19 protein-coding genes are annotated in these 22,080 nt (G+C 59.8%); 11 read left to right on the plus strand and 8 right to left on the minus strand.

Annotated elements, in window-relative coordinates; all coding sequences use genetic code 11:
* Window positions 1-148: 148 nt before the first annotated feature.
* The 5 genes from VJV58_RS07455 (at window position 149) to VJV58_RS07475 (ending at window position 6,260) form a co-directional block, all read left to right on the plus strand.
* Window positions 149-862: a class I SAM-dependent methyltransferase gene (locus VJV58_RS07455; protein WP_324136698.1), complete on the plus strand. Its 714-nt coding sequence runs from the start codon at window positions 149-151 to the stop codon at window positions 860-862.
* A 202-nt stretch (window positions 863-1,064) separates the two neighbouring features.
* Window positions 1,065-4,394, plus strand: a complete 3,330-nt coding sequence (carB, locus tag VJV58_RS07460) for a carbamoyl-phosphate synthase large subunit (RefSeq protein WP_324136699.1) — start codon at window positions 1,065-1,067, stop codon at window positions 4,392-4,394.
* A 141-nt stretch (window positions 4,395-4,535) separates the two neighbouring features.
* Complete coding sequence (greA, locus tag VJV58_RS07465) at window positions 4,536-5,012, plus strand: transcription elongation factor GreA (RefSeq protein ID WP_324136700.1); 477 nt, start codon at window positions 4,536-4,538, stop codon at window positions 5,010-5,012.
* A 315-nt stretch (window positions 5,013-5,327) separates the two neighbouring features.
* Entirely contained in the window at window positions 5,328-5,738 is a 411-nt protein-coding gene (locus tag VJV58_RS07470; RefSeq protein ID WP_324136701.1) for a DoxX family protein, read from the plus strand.
* Window positions 5,739-5,852: 114 nt separating this feature from the next.
* Window positions 5,853-6,260, plus strand: a complete 408-nt coding sequence (locus tag VJV58_RS07475; RefSeq protein WP_324136702.1) for a DoxX family protein — start codon at window positions 5,853-5,855, stop codon at window positions 6,258-6,260.
* A 4-nt stretch (window positions 6,261-6,264) separates the two neighbouring features.
* Here the strand turns inward: VJV58_RS07475 and VJV58_RS07480 are convergent, their stop codons facing one another.
* Together VJV58_RS07480 and VJV58_RS07485 are read right to left on the minus strand one after the other, a co-directional pair.
* Window positions 6,265-6,720, minus strand: coding sequence for a DoxX family protein (locus VJV58_RS07480; RefSeq protein WP_324136703.1), 456 nt, complete (start codon window positions 6,718-6,720; stop codon window positions 6,265-6,267).
* A 170-nt stretch (window positions 6,721-6,890) separates the two neighbouring features.
* A complete protein-coding gene (locus tag VJV58_RS07485) occupies window positions 6,891-7,370 on the minus strand; it encodes an Lrp/AsnC family transcriptional regulator (RefSeq protein ID WP_324136704.1) in 480 nt (159 codons plus the stop codon).
* 256 nt (window positions 7,371-7,626) lie between these two features.
* On the opposite strand from VJV58_RS07485, the gene trxB reads away from it, so the two are divergent.
* Both trxB and VJV58_RS07495 read left to right on the plus strand, forming a co-directional pair.
* Window positions 7,627-8,592, plus strand: coding sequence for a thioredoxin-disulfide reductase (gene trxB, locus VJV58_RS07490; protein ID WP_324136705.1), 966 nt, complete (start codon window positions 7,627-7,629; stop codon window positions 8,590-8,592).
* A gap of 2 nt (window positions 8,593-8,594) precedes the next feature.
* Entirely contained in the window at window positions 8,595-9,518 is a 924-nt protein-coding gene (locus tag VJV58_RS07495) for a LysR family transcriptional regulator (RefSeq protein WP_324136706.1), read from the plus strand.
* 373 nt (window positions 9,519-9,891) lie between these two features.
* Here the strand turns inward: VJV58_RS07495 and VJV58_RS07500 are convergent, their stop codons facing one another.
* Window positions 9,892-12,231 (minus strand): heavy metal translocating P-type ATPase, encoded by a 2,340-nt coding sequence (locus VJV58_RS07500; RefSeq protein ID WP_414641439.1) that lies wholly within the window; start codon window positions 12,229-12,231, stop codon window positions 9,892-9,894.
* A 43-nt stretch (window positions 12,232-12,274) separates the two neighbouring features.
* On the opposite strand from VJV58_RS07500, the gene VJV58_RS07505 reads away from it, so the two are divergent.
* The 3 genes from VJV58_RS07505 to VJV58_RS07515 all read left to right on the plus strand — a co-directional run bounded on the left by VJV58_RS07505 (window position 12,275) and on the right by VJV58_RS07515 (window position 13,099).
* Window positions 12,275-12,550 (plus strand): metal-sensitive transcriptional regulator, encoded by a 276-nt coding sequence (locus VJV58_RS07505; protein ID WP_324136716.1) that lies wholly within the window; start codon window positions 12,275-12,277, stop codon window positions 12,548-12,550.
* A 126-nt stretch (window positions 12,551-12,676) separates the two neighbouring features.
* Window positions 12,677-12,829, plus strand: coding sequence for a hypothetical protein (locus VJV58_RS07510; RefSeq protein ID WP_324136707.1), 153 nt, complete (start codon window positions 12,677-12,679; stop codon window positions 12,827-12,829).
* 132 nt (window positions 12,830-12,961) lie between these two features.
* On the plus strand, window positions 12,962-13,099 hold the full coding sequence (locus tag VJV58_RS07515; protein ID WP_324136708.1) for a hypothetical protein: 138 nt from the start codon (window positions 12,962-12,964) through the stop codon (window positions 13,097-13,099).
* A 188-nt stretch (window positions 13,100-13,287) separates the two neighbouring features.
* On the opposite strand, the gene VJV58_RS07520 is transcribed toward VJV58_RS07515, so the two are convergent.
* The 5 genes from VJV58_RS07520 to VJV58_RS07540 form a co-directional block, all read right to left on the minus strand.
* Window positions 13,288-13,968 (minus strand): ParA family protein, encoded by a 681-nt coding sequence (locus VJV58_RS07520; RefSeq protein WP_324136709.1) that lies wholly within the window; start codon window positions 13,966-13,968, stop codon window positions 13,288-13,290.
* Between the two features lie 276 nt (window positions 13,969-14,244).
* Complete coding sequence (locus VJV58_RS07525) at window positions 14,245-14,562, minus strand: hypothetical protein (protein WP_324136710.1); 318 nt, start codon at window positions 14,560-14,562, stop codon at window positions 14,245-14,247.
* 401 nt (window positions 14,563-14,963) lie between these two features.
* Window positions 14,964-16,064 carry an enolase C-terminal domain-like protein gene (locus VJV58_RS07530; protein WP_324136711.1) on the minus strand — a complete coding sequence of 367 codons (1,101 nt, stop codon included), beginning with the start codon at window positions 16,062-16,064 and terminating at the stop codon, window positions 14,964-14,966.
* Window positions 16,065-16,170: 106 nt separating this feature from the next.
* The gene (locus VJV58_RS07535; protein ID WP_324136712.1) at window positions 16,171-17,298 is read right to left on the minus strand and encodes a M20 family metallopeptidase; all 1,128 of its coding nucleotides are present in this window, start codon (window positions 17,296-17,298) and stop codon (window positions 16,171-16,173) included.
* 74 nt (window positions 17,299-17,372) lie between these two features.
* Window positions 17,373-17,639: a hypothetical protein gene (locus VJV58_RS07540; RefSeq protein WP_324136713.1), complete on the minus strand. Its 267-nt coding sequence runs from the start codon at window positions 17,637-17,639 to the stop codon at window positions 17,373-17,375.
* Between the two features lie 242 nt (window positions 17,640-17,881).
* On the opposite strand from VJV58_RS07540, the gene VJV58_RS07545 reads away from it, so the two are divergent.
* The gene (locus tag VJV58_RS07545; RefSeq protein WP_324136714.1) at window positions 17,882-21,949 is read left to right on the plus strand and encodes a hypothetical protein; all 4,068 of its coding nucleotides are present in this window, start codon (window positions 17,882-17,884) and stop codon (window positions 21,947-21,949) included.
* The last annotated feature ends 131 nt before the right edge of the window (window positions 21,950-22,080 follow it).

Here is a 22,080-nt window from a genome sequence, read left to right on the forward strand (position 1 = left end):
TTTTGTCTGATCTGGTTTTGCTCACGATGCACCTTCCTGCTAGGAAACCGGATGTTGGACGGCATGGACAGAGGTTGCCGGACGCTTTAACGCGTGAGGTTAAAGCTGGTTCCTGCGCCGGAACCCGCCGCCATGGATGCCTGCCGCGATGGACGACTGGATCGATTATTACGATTCCACGCATACGATTTATGCCAGCAAGCTTCATCGCGACCTGCATTTTCAGCTGATCGCGAACGACATCATTAACTACATCCCTTCGCCGGACGCGGTGGTGCTGGATTATGCATGCGGCGAAGCCCTTTTCGCGGGTAAGGTTGTGGATGCCTGCGGCAAACTGATCCTGGCGGAGCCCGCGCCGGGCGTGCGGGGCCGGCTCATCGCGCGCTTCGCGCCAAACACGAAAGTCCGGGTACGGTCGCTCGACGAGTTGCGGCAAATGGCAGAGAAATCGGTTGATCTGGTGGTGATGAATTCGGTCGCCCAATACATGACCCCTCAGGAGTTAGACGCGGCCTTTGCTGTGATCAAGCGGCTGTTGAAACCGGGCGGCCGACTCATCGTCGGCGATATCCTTCGGCCCGAGGTCGGGATGGGAAGGGACGTGCTCGCGCTGCTGCGATTTGCGCGGAAGCATGGATTCCTGAGGGACGCGCTGATCGGGCTCGTCAGTACGGCGCTATCCGACTACCGGCACTTGCGCCGGCGGGTCGGACTGCAGCGCTACAGCGAAAACGCGATGATTGCGAAACTAGCCGCAGCCGGGTTTAACGCATCGCGCACGGATCATAACATCGGGCACAATCCCTGGAGGATGACCTTCGTCGCGCGGCCCGCGCTCAGCGTTGCCGGAAAGCCGTAACGTCAACCGGTTTGCTTGACCAGGCGGTCCTCTCCGCAACTCACCGAACGAAAATGCCGGTTGAAGGGCCTTTTAAGCCCCTTTCGCGGCTGCGAAATCTGGTCTAAAGACCACCCGCGCGCGAGGAATACGCGCTCTTAGCTCGAGGGACGCGCGGCATGCGCGCCCTTTTTTTGTACCCGATTCCGGCCCGTGAGACTTGATGCCCAAAAGAACCGACATTTCGACCGTCCTGATCATCGGCGCCGGTCCCATTGTGATCGGGCAAGCCTGCGAGTTTGATTATTCCGGCACCCAAGCGGTCAAGACCCTCAAGGAAGAGGGCTATCGCATCGTTCTCGTCAATTCCAATCCGGCCACGATCATGACCGACCCGGAATTGGCGGACGCCACCTATATCGAACCGATCACGCCGGAGATCGTCGCCAAGATCATTGAAAAGGAGCGCGATCTCGTTCCCGGCGGCTTCGCGCTGCTGCCGACCATGGGCGGCCAGACCGCGCTCAACTGCGCGCTTTCGCTGCGCCGCCAAGGTACGCTTGCCAAATTCGACGTCGAGATGATCGGCGCCACCGCCGAAGCCATCGACAAGGCGGAGGATCGCGGCCGTTTTCGCGAGGCGATGACCCGGATCGGGCTGGAAACTCCACGTTCGATGCAGACCAAGACGCTTCCCGATGCATTGCGCGCGCTCGATGATATCGGACTGCCGGCGATCATCCGGCCGTCCTTCACGATGGGCGGTACCGGTGGCGGCATCGCCTACACCAAAGCCGAGTTCATCGAAATCGTCGAACGCGGCATCGACGCCTCTCCCACCGACGAAGTGCTGATCGAGGAATCCGTACTCGGCTGGAAAGAGTTCGAGATGGAGGTCGTGCGCGACAAACGCGACAATTGCATCATCATCTGCTCGATCGAGAACCTCGATCCGATGGGGGTGCATACCGGCGATTCCATTACGGTGGCCCCGGCGCTGACGCTGACCGACAAGGAATACCAGATTATGCGCGACGCCTCGCTGGCGGTGCTGCGCGAGATCGGCGTCGAAACCGGCGGCTCCAATGTGCAGTTCGGCGTAAATCCCGCCGATGGCCGCATGGTCGTGATCGAAATGAACCCGCGGGTGTCGCGCTCCTCGGCACTGGCGTCAAAGGCCACGGGTTTCCCGATCGCCAAGGTGGCCGCCAAACTTGCGGTGGGCTACACCCTCGACGAGATCGCCAACGACATTACCGGCGGCGCCACGCCGGCTTCGTTCGAGCCAACCATCGATTACGTCGTCACCAAGATTCCAAGGTTTGCATTTGAGAAATTCCCGGGGGCCTCGACCACCCTGACCACCTCGATGAAATCGGTCGGCGAAGTGATGGCGATCGGCCGCACTTTTCAGGAAAGCCTGCAAAAAGCGCTGCGCGGTCTTGAAACCGGACTGACCGGGCTCGACGAGATCGAGATCGAAGGCCTTGGTCGCAGCGATGACAAGAACGCAATCCGTGCCGCGCTGGGCACGCCGACGCCGAACCGCATCCTGCAGGTGGCTCAGGCGATGCGGCTCGGCTGGACTGACGAGGAGATCTTCACGTCCTGCAAGATCGATCCCTGGTTCCTCGCTGAGATGCGGGGCATCGTGGAGATGGAGAGTAAGATCAAATCCAGTGGGCTGCCGGGAAACGCATTTGGAATGCGCAGCCTGAAGGCAATGGGATTTTCCGACGCGCGGCTCGCGGTGCTCGCGGACAAATCGGAAGCCGACGTCACTGCAAAACGCCACGCGCTCGGGGTGAGACCAGTGTTCAAGCGCATCGACACCTGCGCTGCCGAATTCGCCTCGCCCACCGCCTACATGTATTCGACCTACGAATCTCCTTTCGCGGGCAACGCGGCCGACGAAAGCGCCCCGTCCGAGAACAAGAAGGTGATCATTCTGGGCGGCGGACCTAACCGGATCGGTCAGGGAATCGAATTCGACTATTGCTGCTGCCACGCCTGCTTCGCGCTGCACGACGTCGGCTATGAGACCATTATGATCAACTGCAATCCGGAAACCGTGTCGACTGACTACGACACCGCGGACCGGTTGTACTTCGAGCCGCTGACGGCGGAAGACGTGCTCGAGATCATTACGACCGAACGAAGCAAGGGCACCCTGCACGGTGTGATCGTGCAGTTCGGCGGACAAACCCCGCTGAAACTTGCGCGCGCGCTGGAAGCGGCCAATGTGCCGATCCTCGGCACCTCGCCCGACGCGATCGATCTGGCCGAAGACCGCGATCGTTTCAAGCGCGTGCTGGACAGGTTGCATCTGAAGCAGCCGAAGAACGGCATTGCCTATTCGGTCGAGCAGGCGCGCCTGGTAGCCGCCGATCTCGGGCTGCCACTGGTGGTACGTCCGTCCTACGTGCTCGGCGGCCGCGCGATGCAGATTATCCGCGAGGAGAACCAGCTCAGCGATTACCTGCTCGGCACCTTGCCGGAGCTGGTGCCCGCCGATGTCAAGGCGCGATATCCGAACGATAAGACCGGGCAGATCAACACGGTGCTCGGCAAGAACCCGCTGCTGTTCGACCGCTATTTGTCGGACGCTATCGAGATCGACGTCGACTGCCTCTGCGACGGCAAGGACACTTTCATCGTCGGCATCATGGAGCATATTGAGGAAGCCGGCATTCACTCCGGCGATTCCGCCTGTTCGCTGCCGCCGCATTCACTCGACGGCCAGATGATTTCCGAACTGGAGCGGCAGACCCGCGAGCTGGCGCTCGGTCTCGACGTGGTCGGATTGATGAACGTGCAATACGCCATCAAGGATGGCGAAATTTACGTGCTTGAAGTTAATCCCCGGGCATCCCGCACCGTCCCATTTGTTGCCAAAGTGATCGGCATGCCGGTGGCGAAGATCGCGGCGCGACTGATGGCCGGAGAGAAGCTTGCCGACTTTAATTTGAAGAAGCCCAAGCTCGGCCATGTAGGCGTCAAGGAATCCGTGTTTCCTTTTGCGCGCTTCCCCGGCGTCGACACGGTGCTTGGGCCGGAGATGCGATCGACCGGCGAAGTGATGGGCATCGATCGCTCGTTCGAAGTCGCCTTTGCAAAAAGCCAGATCGGCGGCGGCACCCGTGTGCCGCGCAAGGGTACAGTATTCGTTTCCGTCCGCGATATCGACAAGACCCGCATTGCCGAAGCGGTGCGGCTGCTGTCAGCTGTCGGATTCAAGGTGATGGCGACCTCGGGGACCCAGCGCTTTCTTACCGAGTCCGGAGTGCCAACGGAGAAGGTAAACAAGGTGCTGGAGGGACGGCCGCATATTGTCGACGCTATCATGAACGGAGACATTCAGCTCGTCTTCAATACCACCGAAGGACCGCAGGCGCTGGCCGATAGCCGCTCGTTGCGACGAGCTGCCCTCTTGCATAAAGTGCCATATTACACCACTCTTTCAGGTGCCGTAGCGGCAGCGCAGGGCATCCGCGCCTATCTGGGCGGGGACCTTGAGGTCCGCACGCTGCAGAGTTATTTTTCCGAAACCTGATCGTTTTGGCCGTGTGGTTCTCCGGCAAGCGATTGGCAATGAGTGCCCTCGCGTCTGGGAACCCGCCAGTCGGGAGGGTGTTCTGTTTCGGCGTTTGTGCGTACCGCGGATTGGTCCGCATGATGTTGAAGGACGATGGAGATGATGGAAAAGGTTCCGATGACCGCGGGTGGCTACGCCGCCCTTGAGGTCGAATTGAAGCAGCGCCAATCGGTGGAGCGCCCGCGCATCATCGAGCATATCGCGGAAGCGCGCACGCACGGCGATCTTTCGGAGAACGCGGAATATCACGCGGCGAAAGAAGAACAATCCCACAACGAAGGCCGCATCGCCGAGTTGGAGGACAAGCTTGCGCGTGCCGATGTGATCGACATCAGCAAGCTGTCCGGCGACACCATCAAATTCGGCGCCACCGTCACGCTGGTCGACGAGGACACCGACAAGAAAGCGGTGTGGCAGATCGTCGGCGAGCCAGAGGCCGACGCCAAGAAGGGCCGCATCTCCATTACTTCGCCGCTGGCCCGCGCGCTCATCGGCAAGAAAAAAGGCGCGTCTGTCGAAGTCATGGCGCCCGGCGGCGCCAAGGCCTATGAGATCACCAAGGTCGAGTGGCGCTAGGCGTTCTTAATTCGCTCAAGCCGACAAGAGGCCGGGACAATGTCCTGGCCTTTCTCTTTGGCTCCGGCAATTCGCCGACGATGCTGCACGCTCGGAGTCCGCGTCAGTTTTTCGACATCAACAGTGCCACCATCGGTTCGGCGGGACGCAACATCGACGCTGCATCAAACCTCAATTGTGGAAAGTCGCCCGAACGAATGAGGCGCGATCACACCGCGCTGACAAAATTGTGAGTTGGCACTCCTCCAGGGCCGGTAATAGACAGTCATCGAGATAGTTATATCTTATAATCAACCTGACAAAGGCACTCACTCGATGAATTCGGACAGCCTCACTACGGTCTGGGCGCCGCGCGCTCTTGGCGTTCTCAGCGTTCTGCGCATCTTCACCGGGCTGGATTTGCTTCAGCATGGCACCGGAAAAATTCTCGGCTTCCCCATCGTTCCGATGTTCGCAAACGTCCAGATCAATTCGCTGGCCGGGGTGGGTGGGTTGATCGAACTGATTGGCGGATTCCTGTTTATGATCGGCCTGTTCACGCGGCCAGTCGCTTTCATTCTTTCCGGCTTCACTGCAGCGGCCTACTTTATCGCGCACGCCGGCAAAGGATTCTATCCGGTATTGAACGGCGGCGAGCTTGCCGCGTTGTTTTGCTTCGTTTTCCTCTATTTCGCGGTTGCCGGGGGCGGCGTATGGAGCGCCGACGCACTGATCAAGCGTGCATGACCATTTGACGACGCATCGCAAACACGGGCACATTTGAGACCGGAATGGCTCCTGGTGGCTACGGTGTTTGTGTTTGAGATAATTGGTTGATCGAGCATTCGAAGGAGATTTCACATGAAGCCCAGCACGGTTTGGGCGCCGCGTGTTCTCAGCGTGTTGCGGATTGTCCTCGGTCTGGTCCTGCTTCAATACGGTCTGGCCAAACTGTTCGGCTGGCCGCCCGTCGAGATATTTAAGAATGTCAGGTGGAATTCGCTGTTTGGCATCGCCGGCATTTTCGAACTAGTTGGCGGCGCGCTGCTCTTGCTGGGCCTGTTCACGCGGCCGGTCGCATTCATCCTTTCCGGGGAGATGGCGGCAGCCTATTTCATTGGACATTTGCGGCACAGCTTCCTTCCGATTCTCAACGAAGGCGATCTTGCCGTCAGCCTGTGTTTTGCCTTTTTCTACCTTGCGTTTGCCGGCGGTGGCCCTTGGAGCCTCGATGCGATGATCGGCAGGACTGTCGTTCAGCCAGAATGAACAGTCAGAACTCCTTGCCGATCAGTCGATCGATCGAATAGCGGCCGCCACCCTTGAAAAAGATCCCAATGCAAAGGAGCAGCCAGAGTAGCGCGAACTCGTATCCACGGACGGTCCAGAAGTACCCGAACTGCCATTGGAAAAGCAGGACAATGACCAACATTTCGATTCCGATCGCCGCCGCCGCGATCCGGGTGAAGAGTCCAATGGCAAGGCAAACAGCCGCGACACTCTCCACAAAATAGGTGAGGTAAGCCAATGCCTCCGCAAACGGCAGCCCCTTCGCAGCAATGTTTGGGGCAAATTTGGAAATCGGGACGGTAAGGATCTTCTGTACTCCGTGCGGTACCAGAATCGCACCGGTCACGAACCGCATGAAGGCGTAGGAAAACGGAGAAAATCTCTGGTAGAGGCCCGCGAGACCCGGAAAAATAAGCTTCGGTTCACCGCGTGCCGTCATCGCGTGCTCCCGTTTTATGCCCTGACATCGCGGCATCTTATTTCAACACAGCTCGATGGTTTTTATTCCAAAATAATGTGTTTCCTGGGCAGCAGCTTGACCCTTGATTTGCCCTGCTTCGCTTCGTTCGATTCCCCTGCCCCCAGCGTTGCGATTGCGACGGCCGAAGGTCACCGGGACGCGTTCACTTCCAGCGGCACCGCGGCCTCATATTTGGAATTGTGCAGCACCAGTGAGGTTCTGACGTTGCGCACATGGGGCGCCGCCGTCAGATGGGTGACGAAATCCTGAAATGTCGCCATGTCGGGCGCCACGCATTTCAGAATGAAATCGACCTCCCCCGACAGCATCCAGCATTCGCGGACCAGCGGCTCGGCACGGACGAATTCCTCGAACGCGCGCAAGTCGGCATCGGCCTGACTGGACAGATGCACGGAAGCAAACACAGTTACATCGAAGCCGAGCCGCCGCGGATCCAGCAGCCCGCGATAACCCTGGATATAACCGTCTTGCTCCAGGCTCCTTACCCGGCGCAGGCAGGGAGGCGGAGAGATCCCCACCCGTTTGGCTAATTCGACATTGGTGATTCGGCCGTCGGCCTGAATTTCGCTCAGGATTTTGAGGTCGATCTGGTCAAGGTTCTTCGACACGGCGATGCGGGATCCTGGATGCGAAAGCTGCGGGTAGCAACACTCATAGCCCAGCTTGCGCCCTTTGCGCAATTTTATTGCGCGTGCGCTGCGCCATTTCGAGCATTTTCGGGAAAAATCGCCGAGATGGATTGCAATTCTTGCATAGCTCGCCAGATGCCTTAAACTTGGATTTGACACTTTCCGCCGCGCGGCCAACGCCTTCCGGCGCATTTCGCACGATCACCGATCAATTCGATTACGAGACGGACGTTCTATGCCTGCGCCCATCCATGCCAAGGTCGTCATCGTCGGTTCCGGACCTGCTGGCTACACCGCCGCCATTTATGCCGCCCGCGCCATGCTCGAACCGGTGCTGATCCAGGGCATCCAGCCTGGCGGCCAACTCACCATCACCACCGACGTAGAAAACTATCCCGGTTTTGCCGATGTCATCCAGGGCCCGTGGCTGATGGAGCAAATGGAGAAGCAGGCAGCCCATGTCGGCACCAAGATCGTCACCGATCTCGTCACCAAGCTCGAGCTCGCTCATCAGCCGTTCCGGCTGACTTGCGACAGCGGCGATACCTACCTGGCCGAGACCGTGATCCTCGCCACCGGCGCGCAGGCACGCTGGCTCGGCACGCCCTCGGAAGAAAAGTTCAAGGGCTTTGGCGTCTCGGCTTGCGCCACCTGCGACGGATTCTTTTATCGCGGTAAGCAGGTGATCGTGGTCGGCGGTGGCAATACCGCGGTCGAGGAAGCGCTCTTTCTAACCAACTTCGCGTCTCAAGTGACGATCGTTCATCGCCGCGACCATTTCCGCGCCGAGCGCATCCTGCAGGATCGTTTGTTCAAGAATCCGAAGATCAAGGTAGTGTGGGACAGCGCGATCGACGAGATCTGCGGCGCGGAGAGCCCCGCCAAGGTCACCCATGTCCGGCTGAAGAACGTCAAATCCGGTGCGCTGACCGAGCTCCCGGCCGACGGCGTCTTCATCGCGATCGGGCACGCGCCGGCGACTGAATTGATCGTGGGGCAGATCAAACTGAAGCCATCCGGCTATGTCGAAGTGGCGCCGAACTCGACGGCAACCTCGGTGCCTGGCGTCTTCGCCGCAGGCGATGTCGCCGATGAAACTTACCGGCAGGCAGTAACGGCCGCAGGGCTGGGCTGCATGGCTGCCCTAGAAGCCGAACGTTTCCTCGCATTGCGCGCGAGCGAACGTGCGGCGGCGGAATGACAATGGCTCGAAATCGCGACGGATTTACCGACATGGATTGGGATAAGCTGAAGGTGTTTCACGCTGCGGCCGAAGCGGGAAGCTTCACGCATGCCGGCGAGCAGCTGGGCCTGTCGCAATCGGCCGTTTCGCGCCAGGTCAGCGCGTTGGAGCAGGAGCTTTCAGTTTCGCTGTTTCACCGTCACGCGCGCGGTCTCATCCTCACCGAACAGGGCGATCTCTTATTCCGCACCGCCCATGACGTGTTCATGCAGCTGCAGGCGGCGCGGGCGAAGCTCACCGACAGCCGCGAGCGGCCGAGCGGCGATCTCAAGATTACCACCACACCCGGTGTCGGCATCAACTGGCTGATTCCACGGTTGGGTGAATTCACGGCGCTGTATCCGGAGATCCGGATTTCGCTGATCGTCACGGACGAGGAGCTCGACCTCTCGATGCGGGAAGCCGATGTGGCGATCCGCACCCGCAAGCCGACCCAGCCCGACCTGATCCAGCGCAAACTGTTCGCGATGGGCTTCCACGCTTATTGCTCGCCGGAATACATCAAGCGCTTCGGTACGCCGCGCACGCTCGACGAACTCGATGCCCATCGAATCATCACGCTGAGTGATGGACAGGTGGCGCCGCATTTGCAGAACCGTAATTGGCTGGTCGAGGCGGGCCGCAATGGCTCCGGCCCGCGCGAAGCCTATTTCAAGGTCAACAATATTCTTGGCCTCGTGCGCGCATGCCAGCAGGGGCTCGGGATCGCGGCGCTGCCGGACTATCTGGTCGAGGAAAATAATCGGCTGGTGCAGTTGTTCGGCGAATCAGATTCGATCCAGCTCGACACCTATTTCGTCTATCCGGAAGAGTTGAAAACGGTGGCGCGGGTGCAGGTTTTCCGCGACTTCGTGGTGAGCAAAGCCCAGCGCTGGCCGTCATGATTCTGCTTCTCTAAAGCCCCCGATCTCCGCATGACTGACATGCTTCCGGGGCGCTTGCTGCGACGTACTCACGCGGACCATAATGCTTGCACGCTGAGCGTTCGCGTTGCGCATCTGTCCCCCTCCTCCAGTAGCGCGAAGGCTCAGTAATCCCTCTTGGAAGGTGATTGTGTCGGCCTCACGTGGCCAATGCCTTAAGCCGGGCTCTTTGGAGCCCGGCTTTTTTTCGCGCGGTTTTCAACGCCTCATCCTGAGCGAGCGGCGCATCGCGCGGCGCCTCGAAGGATGACCGGGCCACATACCTCGAGATGCGCATTCCGCGCTGTTCAGCATGAGATCCGTTCGGCTGGGACTCCGGCGACGATAATAAATTTCAAAGTTCGGCACGCGACAAGCGCAGCGCGTTGCCGATCACGCTGACGGACGACAGTGCCATCGCCGCGGCCCCGACCATCGGCGAGAGCAGGATGCCGAACACCGGATAAAGCACGCCGGCCGCGATCGGTACACCCAGTGCGTTGTACAGGAACGCGAAGGCCAGGTTCTGGCGGATGTTGCGCATGGTCGCGACCGAAAGCCGCCGCGCTCGCACAAGCCCCAGGAGGTCACCTGTCAGCAGCGTGATTCCAGCGCTTTCGATCGCGATGTCGGTGCCGCCGCCCATCGCGATTCCGATATCCGCGGCAGCGAGCGCCGGCGCATCATTGACACCATCACCCACCATGGCCACGCGGCGGCCCTGCCGCCGGAGCCGCTGCACCACTTCGCTCTTGCGTTCGGGCAATATTCCCGCCTCGATCTCGTCGATGCCGAGCTTGTTGGCCACCGCGCGGGCGGTGGTGAGATTATCGCCAGTTAGCATCACCACATGCAGACGATCTGCACGCAGTGCATCAAGCGCGGGTTGCGCCGACGGCTTGATCGGATCGGCGATCGCGATCACGCCGGCAGCGCGGCCCTCCAGCGATACAAAGATCGCGGTGGCGCCCTGCTCTCGCATGGCCTCCGCCGCGCGATCGAGACCAGCTGTGTCGACGTTCAGCTCCGCCATCAGCATCGCGTTGCCGAGCGCGACCTTGCGGCCGCTTACGATTCCAGTCGCGCCCTTGCCGCTGGGCGAGGCAAAGTCGCTGGCACTGCCCAGTTGCAAACCGCGCTCGCTGGCGGCACGGAGGATCGCGTGGGCCAGCGGATGCTCGCTGCCGCGTTCGACGCTGGCCGCGAGTTGTAGCAGGTCATTTTGCTCGACGCCCTCCACTGGAATGATCGAGACCACCATGGGTTTGCCTTCGGTCAGCGTGCCGGTCTTGTCGATCACGACGGTATCGATGTTCTCGAATCGCTGCAGCGCCTCCGCGTCCCGGATCAGAATGCCGGAACGCGCGCCGCGCCCGATGCCGACCATGATCGACATCGGCGTGGCCAGTCCGAGCGCGCATGGACAGGCGATGATCAATACCGTCACCGCCGCGACCAGCCCGAACGTAAAGCGCGGCTCCGGCCCGAATTTACTCCAGGCAACGAACGCCAGCACCGCCGCCGCGATCACCGCCGGCACGAACCAGCCGGCCACTTGATCGGCCAGCCGCTGAATCGGGGCGCGCGAGCGCTGCGCCCGCGCGACCATATCGACGATCCGGGCAAGCATGGTGTCACGCCCGACCTTGTCGGCGCGCAGCACCAGTCCGCCGCTCTGGTTGACGGTGCCTCCGATCACGCGCGCGCCCGCGGCTTTGGAGACCGGCATCGACTCGCCCGTCACCATGGATTCATCGACGGCGGAACGGCCCTCGACAACGACCCCGTCGACCGGAATCTTTTCGCCGGGGCGTACCCTCAAGCGATCGCCCGCCGCGATCGCATCGATCGCTACATCCTCATCGCCACGCTCCGTGATCCGCCTGGCGGTTTTCGGAGCAAGCCCGAGCAACGCGCGAATCGCTCCAGAGGTGCGCTGGCGCGCCCGCAACTCCAGCACCTGCCCGAGCAGCACCAGCACCGTAATGACGGCGGCCGACTCGAAATACACCGCGACCATGCCGTGCCTGTCGCGGAATGCCGGCGGAAACCAGTGCGGTGCGAGCGTGCCCACGGCGCTGTAGATGTAGGCCACGCCGGTGCCCATCCCGATCAGGGTGAACATGTTCAGGCTGCGGTTCACCAGCGAGCGCCAGCCGCGCGCAAAGAACGGCGCACCCGCCCACAGCACCACCGGCGTGGCGAGCGCGAACGAAGTCCAGTTCGACCATATCGGGAGATGCCATAAACCGAGGTGCCCACTCATCTCGATCGCGAACACCGGGAGCGTCAGCACCAGCGCGATCCAGAACCGCCAAGTCATATCCGCCAGTTCGGGATCGGGCGCATCGTCGAGGGAGACCTGCTCGGGCTCCAGTGCCATGCCGCAGATGGGACACGCGCCGGGACCGACCTGCCTCACTTCCGGATGCATCGGGCAGGTGTAGATGGTGCCCGCCGCAGCCGCCGGCTCGGGTTCTTTCGGCTGCAGGTACTTTTCCGGCTCGGCTTCGAACCGCTCGCGGCAGCGCTGCCCGCAAAAAAAGTACTCGTGACCGCGATAAGAGAAGCGGTGTTTCGCGGTGTCGCGATTGACGGTCATGCCGCAAACCGGATCGATGGCCGCGTTGACGTCGGCGCTATGAGACGCCGACGAATTCAGCTGGTGATCCCTGTGCTGCGACAATGAAGCCATCCCGGTACTTGAACCCCATACCCCCAGGGGGTATATGAACACTATGCGAGCCGAGATCAAGACATCCTGCCTGAAAAGGCTGAAACGCATAGAAGGCCAGATCCGTGGCGTCGCCGGTATGGTGGAGGATGACCGTTACTGCATCGACGTGGTGACGCAGATCGGGGCGGCAAAGGCGGCACTCCGTCGGGTCGAGGAAGAGATCCTGCGCGACCATGTGGCCCATTGCGTTGAGCACGCGATCACTTCCGGCGACCGGGCAGACCAGCGTCGCAAGATCGCGGAGTTGATGGATGTGATCGGCCGCGCCGATCGTTAAGCATTCAAGGCAGGCCGCCTGGTTAAGGCGCGATGATCACCGCCCTTCAAATCCAAGGCGCGGGGCCGCGCAAAATTTAAAACTTGAGACGTATTGAAAGCCCCAACATCTGGAATGAGGGGGAAAATGATCAGCCAAGCCATTCGCCGCGGCATTATGCCGGTTGCCTGCCGCCCTGAGCGAATTCAGGACCTTCTGATCGTCTCATCGTTCGGCCTGTGGGCGTTGCTGTTGGGGCTCGCGCCGGTGCTGGTGTTCGGCTTGCTGATGCGAAGCTGACAACAGCGCCAGGCCCGGCTTGGTTAAGTCCCGGTTGCACCTGTCTTCAAATGCGAGAGAAATCGCGACCGGCTTTTTAAAATTCGAGCGCTATCCGTGTTCAGGCAAATAGAGAACGCGGGGGCGCGCGCCGTGAACAACAACCAGAATCCTGCATTGCCTGACGAACGGGGCTTCACCACCGAAGACATTGTGTGGGCGCTCGGGATTTGGACGGTGATCCTGGGTCTGTCCCCGGTGATCGTGTTTTACATGCTGATGGTCGGTTAGCTTGTCCTTCTGACGCCTTTTCCTCACGCAAACCGACGTCGACTTCGTCGAAAACGCTCTAAAACCGTCCATCCCGAACACGTCAACGTCATCCCCGCGTAACGGCTTGGACCGTTACGCGGGGATGACGTTTGAGAGCAGAGAAACGGGCGAATCCACCGCGCGCTGTTGGAGTTGCGCGCGGCCTGTTACGCCGCCTGCTTGTGCATCGCGCCGGTCGCCGAGACCGATCCGCGGATTGCCCTGACTGACCGCTCGATCGCTGCCCACAGCCGGCCAATTTCCGCCGCCGCCCGGCCTTCGGCATAATATTCGCGCGCGCCTTCGCCGTGGCTCAGCGCCATCAGCAGGTCGGCGCGGTTGGTGATCTGGCCGCCCCACACCGGCGCACGGAACTTGGCCAGCGATTCGCGGGCGATGGTCACGATCGGGCTTTCTGCTTCGTCCCGGCGCGCGGGTGCGCCATTGAGCACTACAGCATAGGGCTTGCGCGCGGCGCGGCAGGTCTGAATCGTTTCCTGCACAGCGTTGACGTCGAACACGCCGGGCCGGGCCGGAATGATGACCATGGTTGCGTTCCTGATCGAATCCTCAACGACGGCCGACAGATTCGGCGGGGTGTCGATGAAAACCCATTCGAAACCATCACGCCTTGCGGCGGCCACAATCCCGCCAACCGAATTCACCGCAGTCTTGATTGATGGTTCGTTGGTCCCGCGCAGCTTGTGCCACAGCGTCAGCGACCCCTGGGGATCCGCGTCGACCAGCAGACACGGCTTGGTCGTTTTATGGACATGCGCCGCGAGATGAGCGGCAAGGGTGCTCTTCCCCGATCCGCCTTTACGCGATGCGAAAACAATGACGTTCATACCGTGGCCTCCAGATTGACCTAGAAGCCGAAAATGAATCACCGCGCTGATTCGTTAAAGAAAAATTTACAACCAAATGTGGCAAAGCCCCGATTTAGTCGTTGCGGTGGGCTTTTGAGTCACACTTTGGCGCACGGGAGAGGTCAGAGCGCGAAATAGAATCGACAACAATGGTCGGTTGCGAGGGCGGAGCGCGGCGACGCAATCCCGTCTTTATGTCGCTCGATGGAATGGAGGCGCTCAAAATCGAATCTCGAGACTGGACTTAAGTCCCGATCAATCATCGTCCCTTCTGGACTTCCGCTTTTTTGCTTCCGGCTTGATGCTCATCGGCCTTCCGGCGACGGGGGTGAGCTCGGGTTCGGCTTTCACGAAAGCGCGGCAGCCTGGGCTGAGATGCGACCTGTTCCTGACCATGCACATCGTGACACGATCGATGTCCGGAATTTCGGAGCCGCAAAGCCGAAACGCATCGCCGCTGCACGCCTGTTCCTGCTCTTGCGTGTAAGCCTGCCCTGCAGCTGGCCATATCAATACCGCGATCACCGCGCTCAACATCAGGCCGAGCTGGACATTCCTGGAGCGTGCAGACATTGCGAATCCCCCGAGTGTTGCTTTCGCCGAATTGTGAGTGAAGCGCTTGGGAATGGCAAGAACGACAGCACGTCCCAACGCAAACCGTCGTGGAAATCCCCACGTGCGGTTGGAAAGCCACAAAGTGGAACCGCTGCGACAGTCAGCTCGCAGACTGCTTCGCTTGCGATCGAGACATCTGGGCCGGTTGCGCTGCTCGTTTCATTTGATGGCGGCTGTCCGCGCGAACGTAGTAGCGGGCGCCAATCGTCCCACTCAAGGCGATGGGGTGAGCCCCTCAAGGCAAGCTGGCCGCGTTCGATCCTATCAGTGAAGACGACCAGATTGGAGCATTCCCGAATACGGATCACAGGCCGGAAATCCTTGGCTACTCCATGGTCTGGCGAGCGCGACGAGATGAGCTACAGGTCGGCCAGGCTGGCCGTGACCGCTTCCTCATTCCATTCGATGCCGACGCCAGGCACGTCTCGAATGTGAAGCAATCCTTCCCGAATTGGATACGGCTTTTGCAAAATGGGGTCAGCCCAATCCTGCCACTCCAACCAATGCGCCGTCTCGGTGACGCGCATCACGTGGGCCGCGACCTCCGGATAGAGATGTGTAGACATCGGCACCCCGGCCGCGCCGGCCAAAGCCGATGCCCTTAACCAGCCGGTCACGCCGCCAATCCGCATGAAATCCGGCATCACCAGGTCGCACGCTTTTCTCTGCAGCGCGGTGTGCAAATCGCGCGGGCCATAGAAATTTTCGCCGATCTGAATCGGGGTGTTTAGTTCGGCCGTCAACTGAGCATAGCCGTCCAGATTGTCATACACGATCGGCTCCTCGATCCATGCCAGACCCTCGTCATCGATCATGTGGCACCGCTGCAGGGCTTCGCCGATGTGCAGGCCCTGATTGAAATCCGCCATCAACTCGATGTCCTCGCCGACAGCCGTCCTGACGGCAGCGATCGCAGCGATATCATCGCTGGCACGTTCGCGGCCGAGCCGCAGTTTCAGTGCGGTGAAGCCTCCCTCGTCGCGCAAAGCGATCGCGTCCTCGGCGAGAGCTTCGGGCGGCTGCAGCCATAGTCCGTTGCTGTTGTAGGATCTCACCGGCCCGACCGAACCGCCCAGCAAAACGCAGAGCGGCACGCCGGCCGCCTTTGCCAGCGCGTCCCAGGCGGCCATGTCTAGTCCGGAGACCGCGATCATGGAAAGTCCCTGATAGCCGACAAAGTGCAGCGACTTGCGCGCGAGATCGTAGAGCTCGACCGGCGCGACGCGCCGCCCTTTGAGCATCGCGCCGAAATCTTCCAGCGCCGGGACCAGGTATCTCATCGTCTTTGGTGTATAGGGCTCAAGATAGCTCCGGCCGACGATCCCTTCTTCGGTGAAGAGGTCGATCAGGATCAATGGCCATTCCGTGATGGTCGCGATGCGCGCGACGACCGGCCGCTTCAGCTTGAGCAGGACCGCTCTTGCGCGAATGGATTTAAATGTGAGCGGAGCGAGCTGCATGGCAACCTCTCGTGTGGTCGGCAGGTTGAAGCTTGTCGGAGCGTCGAGGCTGAAGAAAGCCGCAAGCCGCATCAGGCAATGCAAAGATGCGGGGCATCATCATGCGCTAGACGCCGCACCAACGCGCCGCCAACCGGGAATATATCGAGGTCGCCTGCTGGATGCGCGCGACGGAACAATATTCATCGGTTTGATGCGCCTTCGCCGCCTCTCCGGGTCCGAGAATGATTGTCGGCGGATGGCCGAACGCCGGCGTAAGAACCGAAGCATCCGTGAAATAAGGCGCGGTCTGCGGGGATGATCCAGCATCCTCGCCCGTTATCTCCTCGACGACCTCGAGGACTTGCCTGATCCAGGAATGGTGCGGATCGGTCCAGACCGAGCCAACATCGACAATCGGCTCCAGCGAAACATCCTCGCCAAGCTCGGCGCGAAGATGCTCGCTGATCCGCGAATGCGATAGGCCGGGAATGCTGCGAATATCGATCCCGATTTCGGCGCGGTCGGGCACCGAATTGACGTTGAGGCCGGCGTGAACAGTGCCGACGTTGAGAGTCGGCGAACCCAGATGCTGGTGCGGCGCGACGTTGAACTGAAACTTCTCCAGGATCGTCAGCGCGCGAGCGGCCTTGTAAGCCGCGCTTACACCGAGATGCGGCATCGAACCATGGGCCGTAACCCCGGTCATGATCGCGCGCAGCCACAGCGCGCCTTTATGCCCGACCACAGCACGGTTCGAGGTCGGCTCAGCCACGACGATCGCCCCGGCGCGTCCGAGAACTCCCGCGCGCGCCAGATTGTAGGCGCCTTCGCAACCGATTTCCTCGCCCGCAGTGATCACGAGCACAACGCCGCTTGTCTCGCGCAACTGAGCGGCCATTTCGCAAATCGGGGCCACGAACGCAGCGACGCCGCACTTCATGTCGGTTGTGCCCCGGCCATAGAGCTTGCCATCGACAATGTCGCCCGCGAACGGATCAAAATTCCAGCGAGCATTACCGAGCGGAACGGTATCGACATGGCCGGTGAAGCAAAGCGGCGGCTTTTCGCCCGTGCCGCCGATCCGGGCGATCAGGTTAGCCCGGTCCTCACCGAAGCCGTGCACGGACGTCGCGAGGCCCGAGGCTGCCAGAATCTTCTCGAGGTGCTTGATGCAGGCGAGCTCGCGACCGGGCGGATTGATCGTGTTGAACGCGACCAGCTCGCGCGAAAGTTCGACGGGATCGATGGGCATGATTTAAGTACCGACAGCGTGGACATGAACATTATACTCAGCGTAAAGTCGTCTGGTAAATCGCTGTCGAGCTTTCAAGCGCCATCCGTTGGCGGCAAAAGTCCCACAGAGCTGTCGCGCAATTGCAGCAGTATGGCTTTATCCATCCCTCGAAAAGTCATCAAGAGATCGACCGGCATGTTGGCATCCAGTTGGCAGCGAATTTTTGACCCGTGGGTAAGAGGACCATCACGCGTGGACTGAAGCGGCGATCGACTCGGCGGCGGCTGAGGATTATCTAAAGCGCCGAAATAACTCAAAATGAAGAGCGGTAGTGGCGTCATCAGACATACAGCGTTCATTTCGCGATCTTACTGATGCCGAGCTGGCTGACCTAGAGAGGGCATCTGCTCTCCTTAAGGCTGGTTGGACCGGTAGCTTCGGGTGGGATGAGTTGCTGCGGTCCGATCGGATTGTCATCGTTTCTGAGGCCGGCGCGGGCAAGACTTACGAGTGCCAGGCGCAACAGGCCAAGCTCTGGAAGGCTGGCGCGCCCGCTTTTTTTCTAGAGCTAGCGACGTTGGCCGGAAGCTCGGTCCGAGAGATGCTTACGCCGGAGGAAGAAAAACGGTTTGATGGTTGGCTACGGTCGCAATCCGAGGTCGCGATATTTTTCTTGGACTCGATAGACGAGTTGAAGCTCACTCTCGGCTCGTTCGATCAGGCGTTGACGCGGCTTGGCAAAGCGCTGGCGGGCCAACTCGGTCGCGCGCGCATCGTAGTTACGACTCGACCCGTTCCCGTTGATCGAGAGCTGATTGCGAAGCGCTTGCCCATCCCGCCTTCGGCTGAAGCTGCACCCAGCGCGGAAGCCTTTGCTGACATTGTGATGGGCCTGGCAAAGAAAAAGACCCCGGAGCATACAAAGCCGAAGGCATGGCGCAATGTGGGCCTCCTGCCGCTCTCGTGCGAACAGATAAGTGATTTTGCTGTGCTCCAGGGCATTTCGGATCCTGACCTGCTTCTTGCCGACATCCGCGAGCGCGAGGCTGAAGATTTCGCAGAGCGCCCACAGGATTTGATTGAGCTTTGCACGGATTGGCGTGAGCACCGTCGCATTCGGTCCCACCGCGAGCAAGTGGAGACAAATATCGCAACAAAATTGAAGCCGAGCACGGAGCGCAGCGAACGAGCAGAACTTTCGCAAGCTACGGCAATCGAAGGTGCGAGCCGGTTGGCGTTGGCAGCGATGCTGACTCGTAAACTCACTTTGCGCTACAGCGCCGAGACCGACAGAGTTCGCGCCAGCGAGGCAGCGCTTGATGTGTCCAAGATATTGACAGATTGGAGCGCAGAGACGCGAGCCACTTTGCTGGAGCGACCACTATTCGGCTTCGCAAGCTATGGCCGGGTACGCTTCCATCATCGTTCTGTCGTCGAATTTCTCGCCGCGAAGCGGCTTGACGAGCTACTTGCCCGCGGCATCTCTATCAAATCGATCAAACGGCTGCTTTTCACGGAAACGGCGCAAGGTGAAAGAATTGTCAGGCCCTCGATGCGTCCGGTTGCGGCATGGCTAGCTCTTTCTAGCGATACCATTTTTGACGATATTATTGCACTTGACCCGGCTGTCGTTCTTGATCACGGCGACCCGCATTCTCTGCGCCCGGCACAACGGAGCAGGGCTCTCGAAGCCTATGTTGGTCGCTATGGTGGTGGCGGCTGGCGTGGCTTGGGCACGCCAAGAATTCAGGTGCACCGATTCGCCTGTCCCGAGCTTTGTACAACCGTAAAACGGTTGTGGGTCACGCGGATCGAAAATCGAGAAGTCCGTGACCTACTGTTGGAGATGATTGCCGCCGGAAAGATCGACGGGTGCGCGGACATAGCACATTCGGTGGCTATGGACAGTACCTCAACGACCCACGAGCGTGGTGTTGCCATCGAATCTCTTTTGCAATTGAAGGATCCGCGCCTTGACGCGCTCTCAATGTCGCTCGAAGCTGACGTCGCTCGATGGCCGGACGCGATAGCGCTCTATGCGCTCGTCGCCTTGTTTCCCACTTACCTGCCGATTGCGCGACTGACAAACATACTGCGGAGGGTAAGAGAGAATAATCTTCCAGGCGGGGCCTTGAATTATCAGTTACCCCGCCAAATCGAGACCGCAAGCCTTTCCTCTGATTATCTCGATGAACTGCGCCGGGTACTGACGGCTTTGATCAGCGACGGCATAACCTGGGAGCACGAGAAAGAACCGCACCTTCGGACGAAACGGCCGGACCTCATCGCCGCGCTCGTTGCGATCTGCTGCAGGCAAGCCCTTGAGGGCATAAGAACTGAGCCTTGGATCTTGTCGACCTCGCTTGTGCTTCGCCTTTCAAAGGAAGATCATGCTGAAAGAGACGGCTTAACGGAACTGCGCCGCGCACTCGCGGGGATTTCCGCGGATAAGCGCGAGTTCGCATTTTGGAAGGCAGACGCCCAGCTACAGAGCCTTCACCAATCTAAAGACGCTTGGGACCGAGTTTTCTATCTCTTACGCCAGGGCGGCATTCAGCTCAGCGATGAAACCGACGCAGCCTGGGTTCGAAGGCGACTCTCCGATCCAAATGAGCCCCTACGCCATCGCGAAATGATGTTGTGGACGGAGATGCTGCTGCTGAATCAGGACGAGACGGACCGTCGAAAACTGGTCGAAGACCTGAAGTCATTCGTTGCCGACGCCCCCAGTCTTGTGATGATCCTTGAGAACCAGCTGAAATCTCAGGATCATGCCGCTCAATTGCGTCGAATGGAGGCGGAGAACGCAAAACGTGCCAAGCATGCCGAACGCCGCACAGCGAAGGCGCATGCAAGCTGGATGGCGTTTTGGCGCGAAATCGTGCGAGACCCAAACGCAGTCTTTGCAACGGATCGTGCCGAGAACACTGCTTGGAATCTTTGGCAAGCGCTTGATCGCTCGGGTCAGGAAAGCCGGGCCTCGGGATGGAATCGCGGATTCATCGAGGAGCAGTTTGGCAGGACGGTTGCCGATCGGCTTCGTGAAACCATGATGGCTGCATGGCGCAAGGATAAGCCAACACTTCGCAGCGAACGTCCCGATGGCAAGAAGGATACCTTTCTGCTCAAGTGGCAATTCGGCTTGGCAGGAATTGCGGCGGAGGCGGAAGACGCGAACTGGGCGAAGCATCTGATGGAGCAGGAAGCCGAACTGGCGTGTCGGTATGTTCCGATAGAGTTGAACGGCTTTCCGTCGTGGCTCGAAAGCCTTGCCGTCGAGCATCCCATGGCAGTGGATCACGTCCTTGGGCAAGAATTGAGTTCTTCTTTGCGGGAAGTAATGGACACCAATGCGTATTCAATCTTACTGCAGAATATAAGTCATGCATCTGCGATCATAGCGGCACTTTTCGTTCCCCGTATTCGCGCTTGGGTGGAGGAGATTGCGCAGGCTCATACTCGATCCAATAGTCCAGAATCTCAACAGAACCTCCGCCAAGCAATCGAAATCCTGGCGAAGAGCGGCAATGATGATGATCGCGCTTTTTTAGAGATGACGGCGACGCAACGTCTGGCCGATGGCATTGCGGTCCCCTTCGCAAAATTATGGCTGCCAGCTCTTCTGAATCTCAATCCGGTCGCCGGCGTCGAGGTGATTGAGAATGGGCTCAAGGACAGCACGGCGTCAAAGATGGGCGCGGGCGTGCAGTTGTTCGCGGGGCTTTTTGACCGCGATTACGGCGGTATTGGTTTTGCTCTGGAAGAGCCCGGATTTACCCCTTCCCTGCTGCTTCGTCTTCTCCGGCTTACATATCGACATGTTCGGATCGAAGACGACGCAAACCATGAGGGCGTCTATTCGCCCGATACACGAGACATCGCCGAGCGGGCACGGAACATGATTTTTGGCGCGCTGATGGCGACAGTTGGTTCCGACGGTTGGACGGCGAAGCTTAAAATGGCCGCCGATCCCTTGTTCGCGCACCTGAAGGACCGGGCCATAGCGCTAGCGCAGGAAAAGGCCGCCGAGGAGGCGGACAGCCTTGCCATTACCGAGGCCGAGTTCGCCATTTTGGATAGAACTGGGGAGTCACCGCCTTCGACACGTGAGGCGATGTTCGCACTCATGCGAGACCGGCTCGGCGATATCGATGATCTCTTACTGCAGGAAATCTCGCCCCGCGAGTTGTGGGCCAGCATTACCGATGAACATGTCATGCGGCGGGAATTGACGCGAGCTCTGCGAGACCGTGGAAATCAGAACTACACGATCGATCAGGAGTCGGTGACCGCAGATGAAAAGGAAACTGACATTCGTCTCCGATCGACTGACTCGAAGCAGCAAGGAGTCATCGAGCTCAAGCTTGCTGATGGGCGTACAGGCACCGATCTTTTCAATACTATCAAGGATCAGCTGCTGACGAAATATATGGCGCCGGAAGAATGTCGTGCAGGATGCCTTCTCGTAACCGTTGCCACTGACCGGCAATGGGATCATCCCAAAACCGGCAAGAGGATTGGTTTCGAGGAGCTGATAGAGATGCTGAATGAAGAAGCGGAACGGCTCTCGGACGAGCTTGGCGGTGCCGCAAAACTCATGGCCAGAGGATTGGACCTTCGGCCGCGGCTAGCAACGGAACAGGCGGCCCGCGCACGGAAAGCTCATTAGCCCATCTGCCCTTCATGCGCGGACGCGCAAGGGTTGGGCCGGAGGCGGGAGCTGCGCCGACGCTCGTACTATTGATTTCTGTTGGTACAGTTGGGTGGGCTCGAACCACCGACCTCCTGTTCCACAGACAG

The organism is Bradyrhizobium sp. (genome assembly GCF_035273305.1).
Lineage (GTDB): Bacteria > Pseudomonadota > Alphaproteobacteria > Rhizobiales > Xanthobacteraceae > Bradyrhizobium.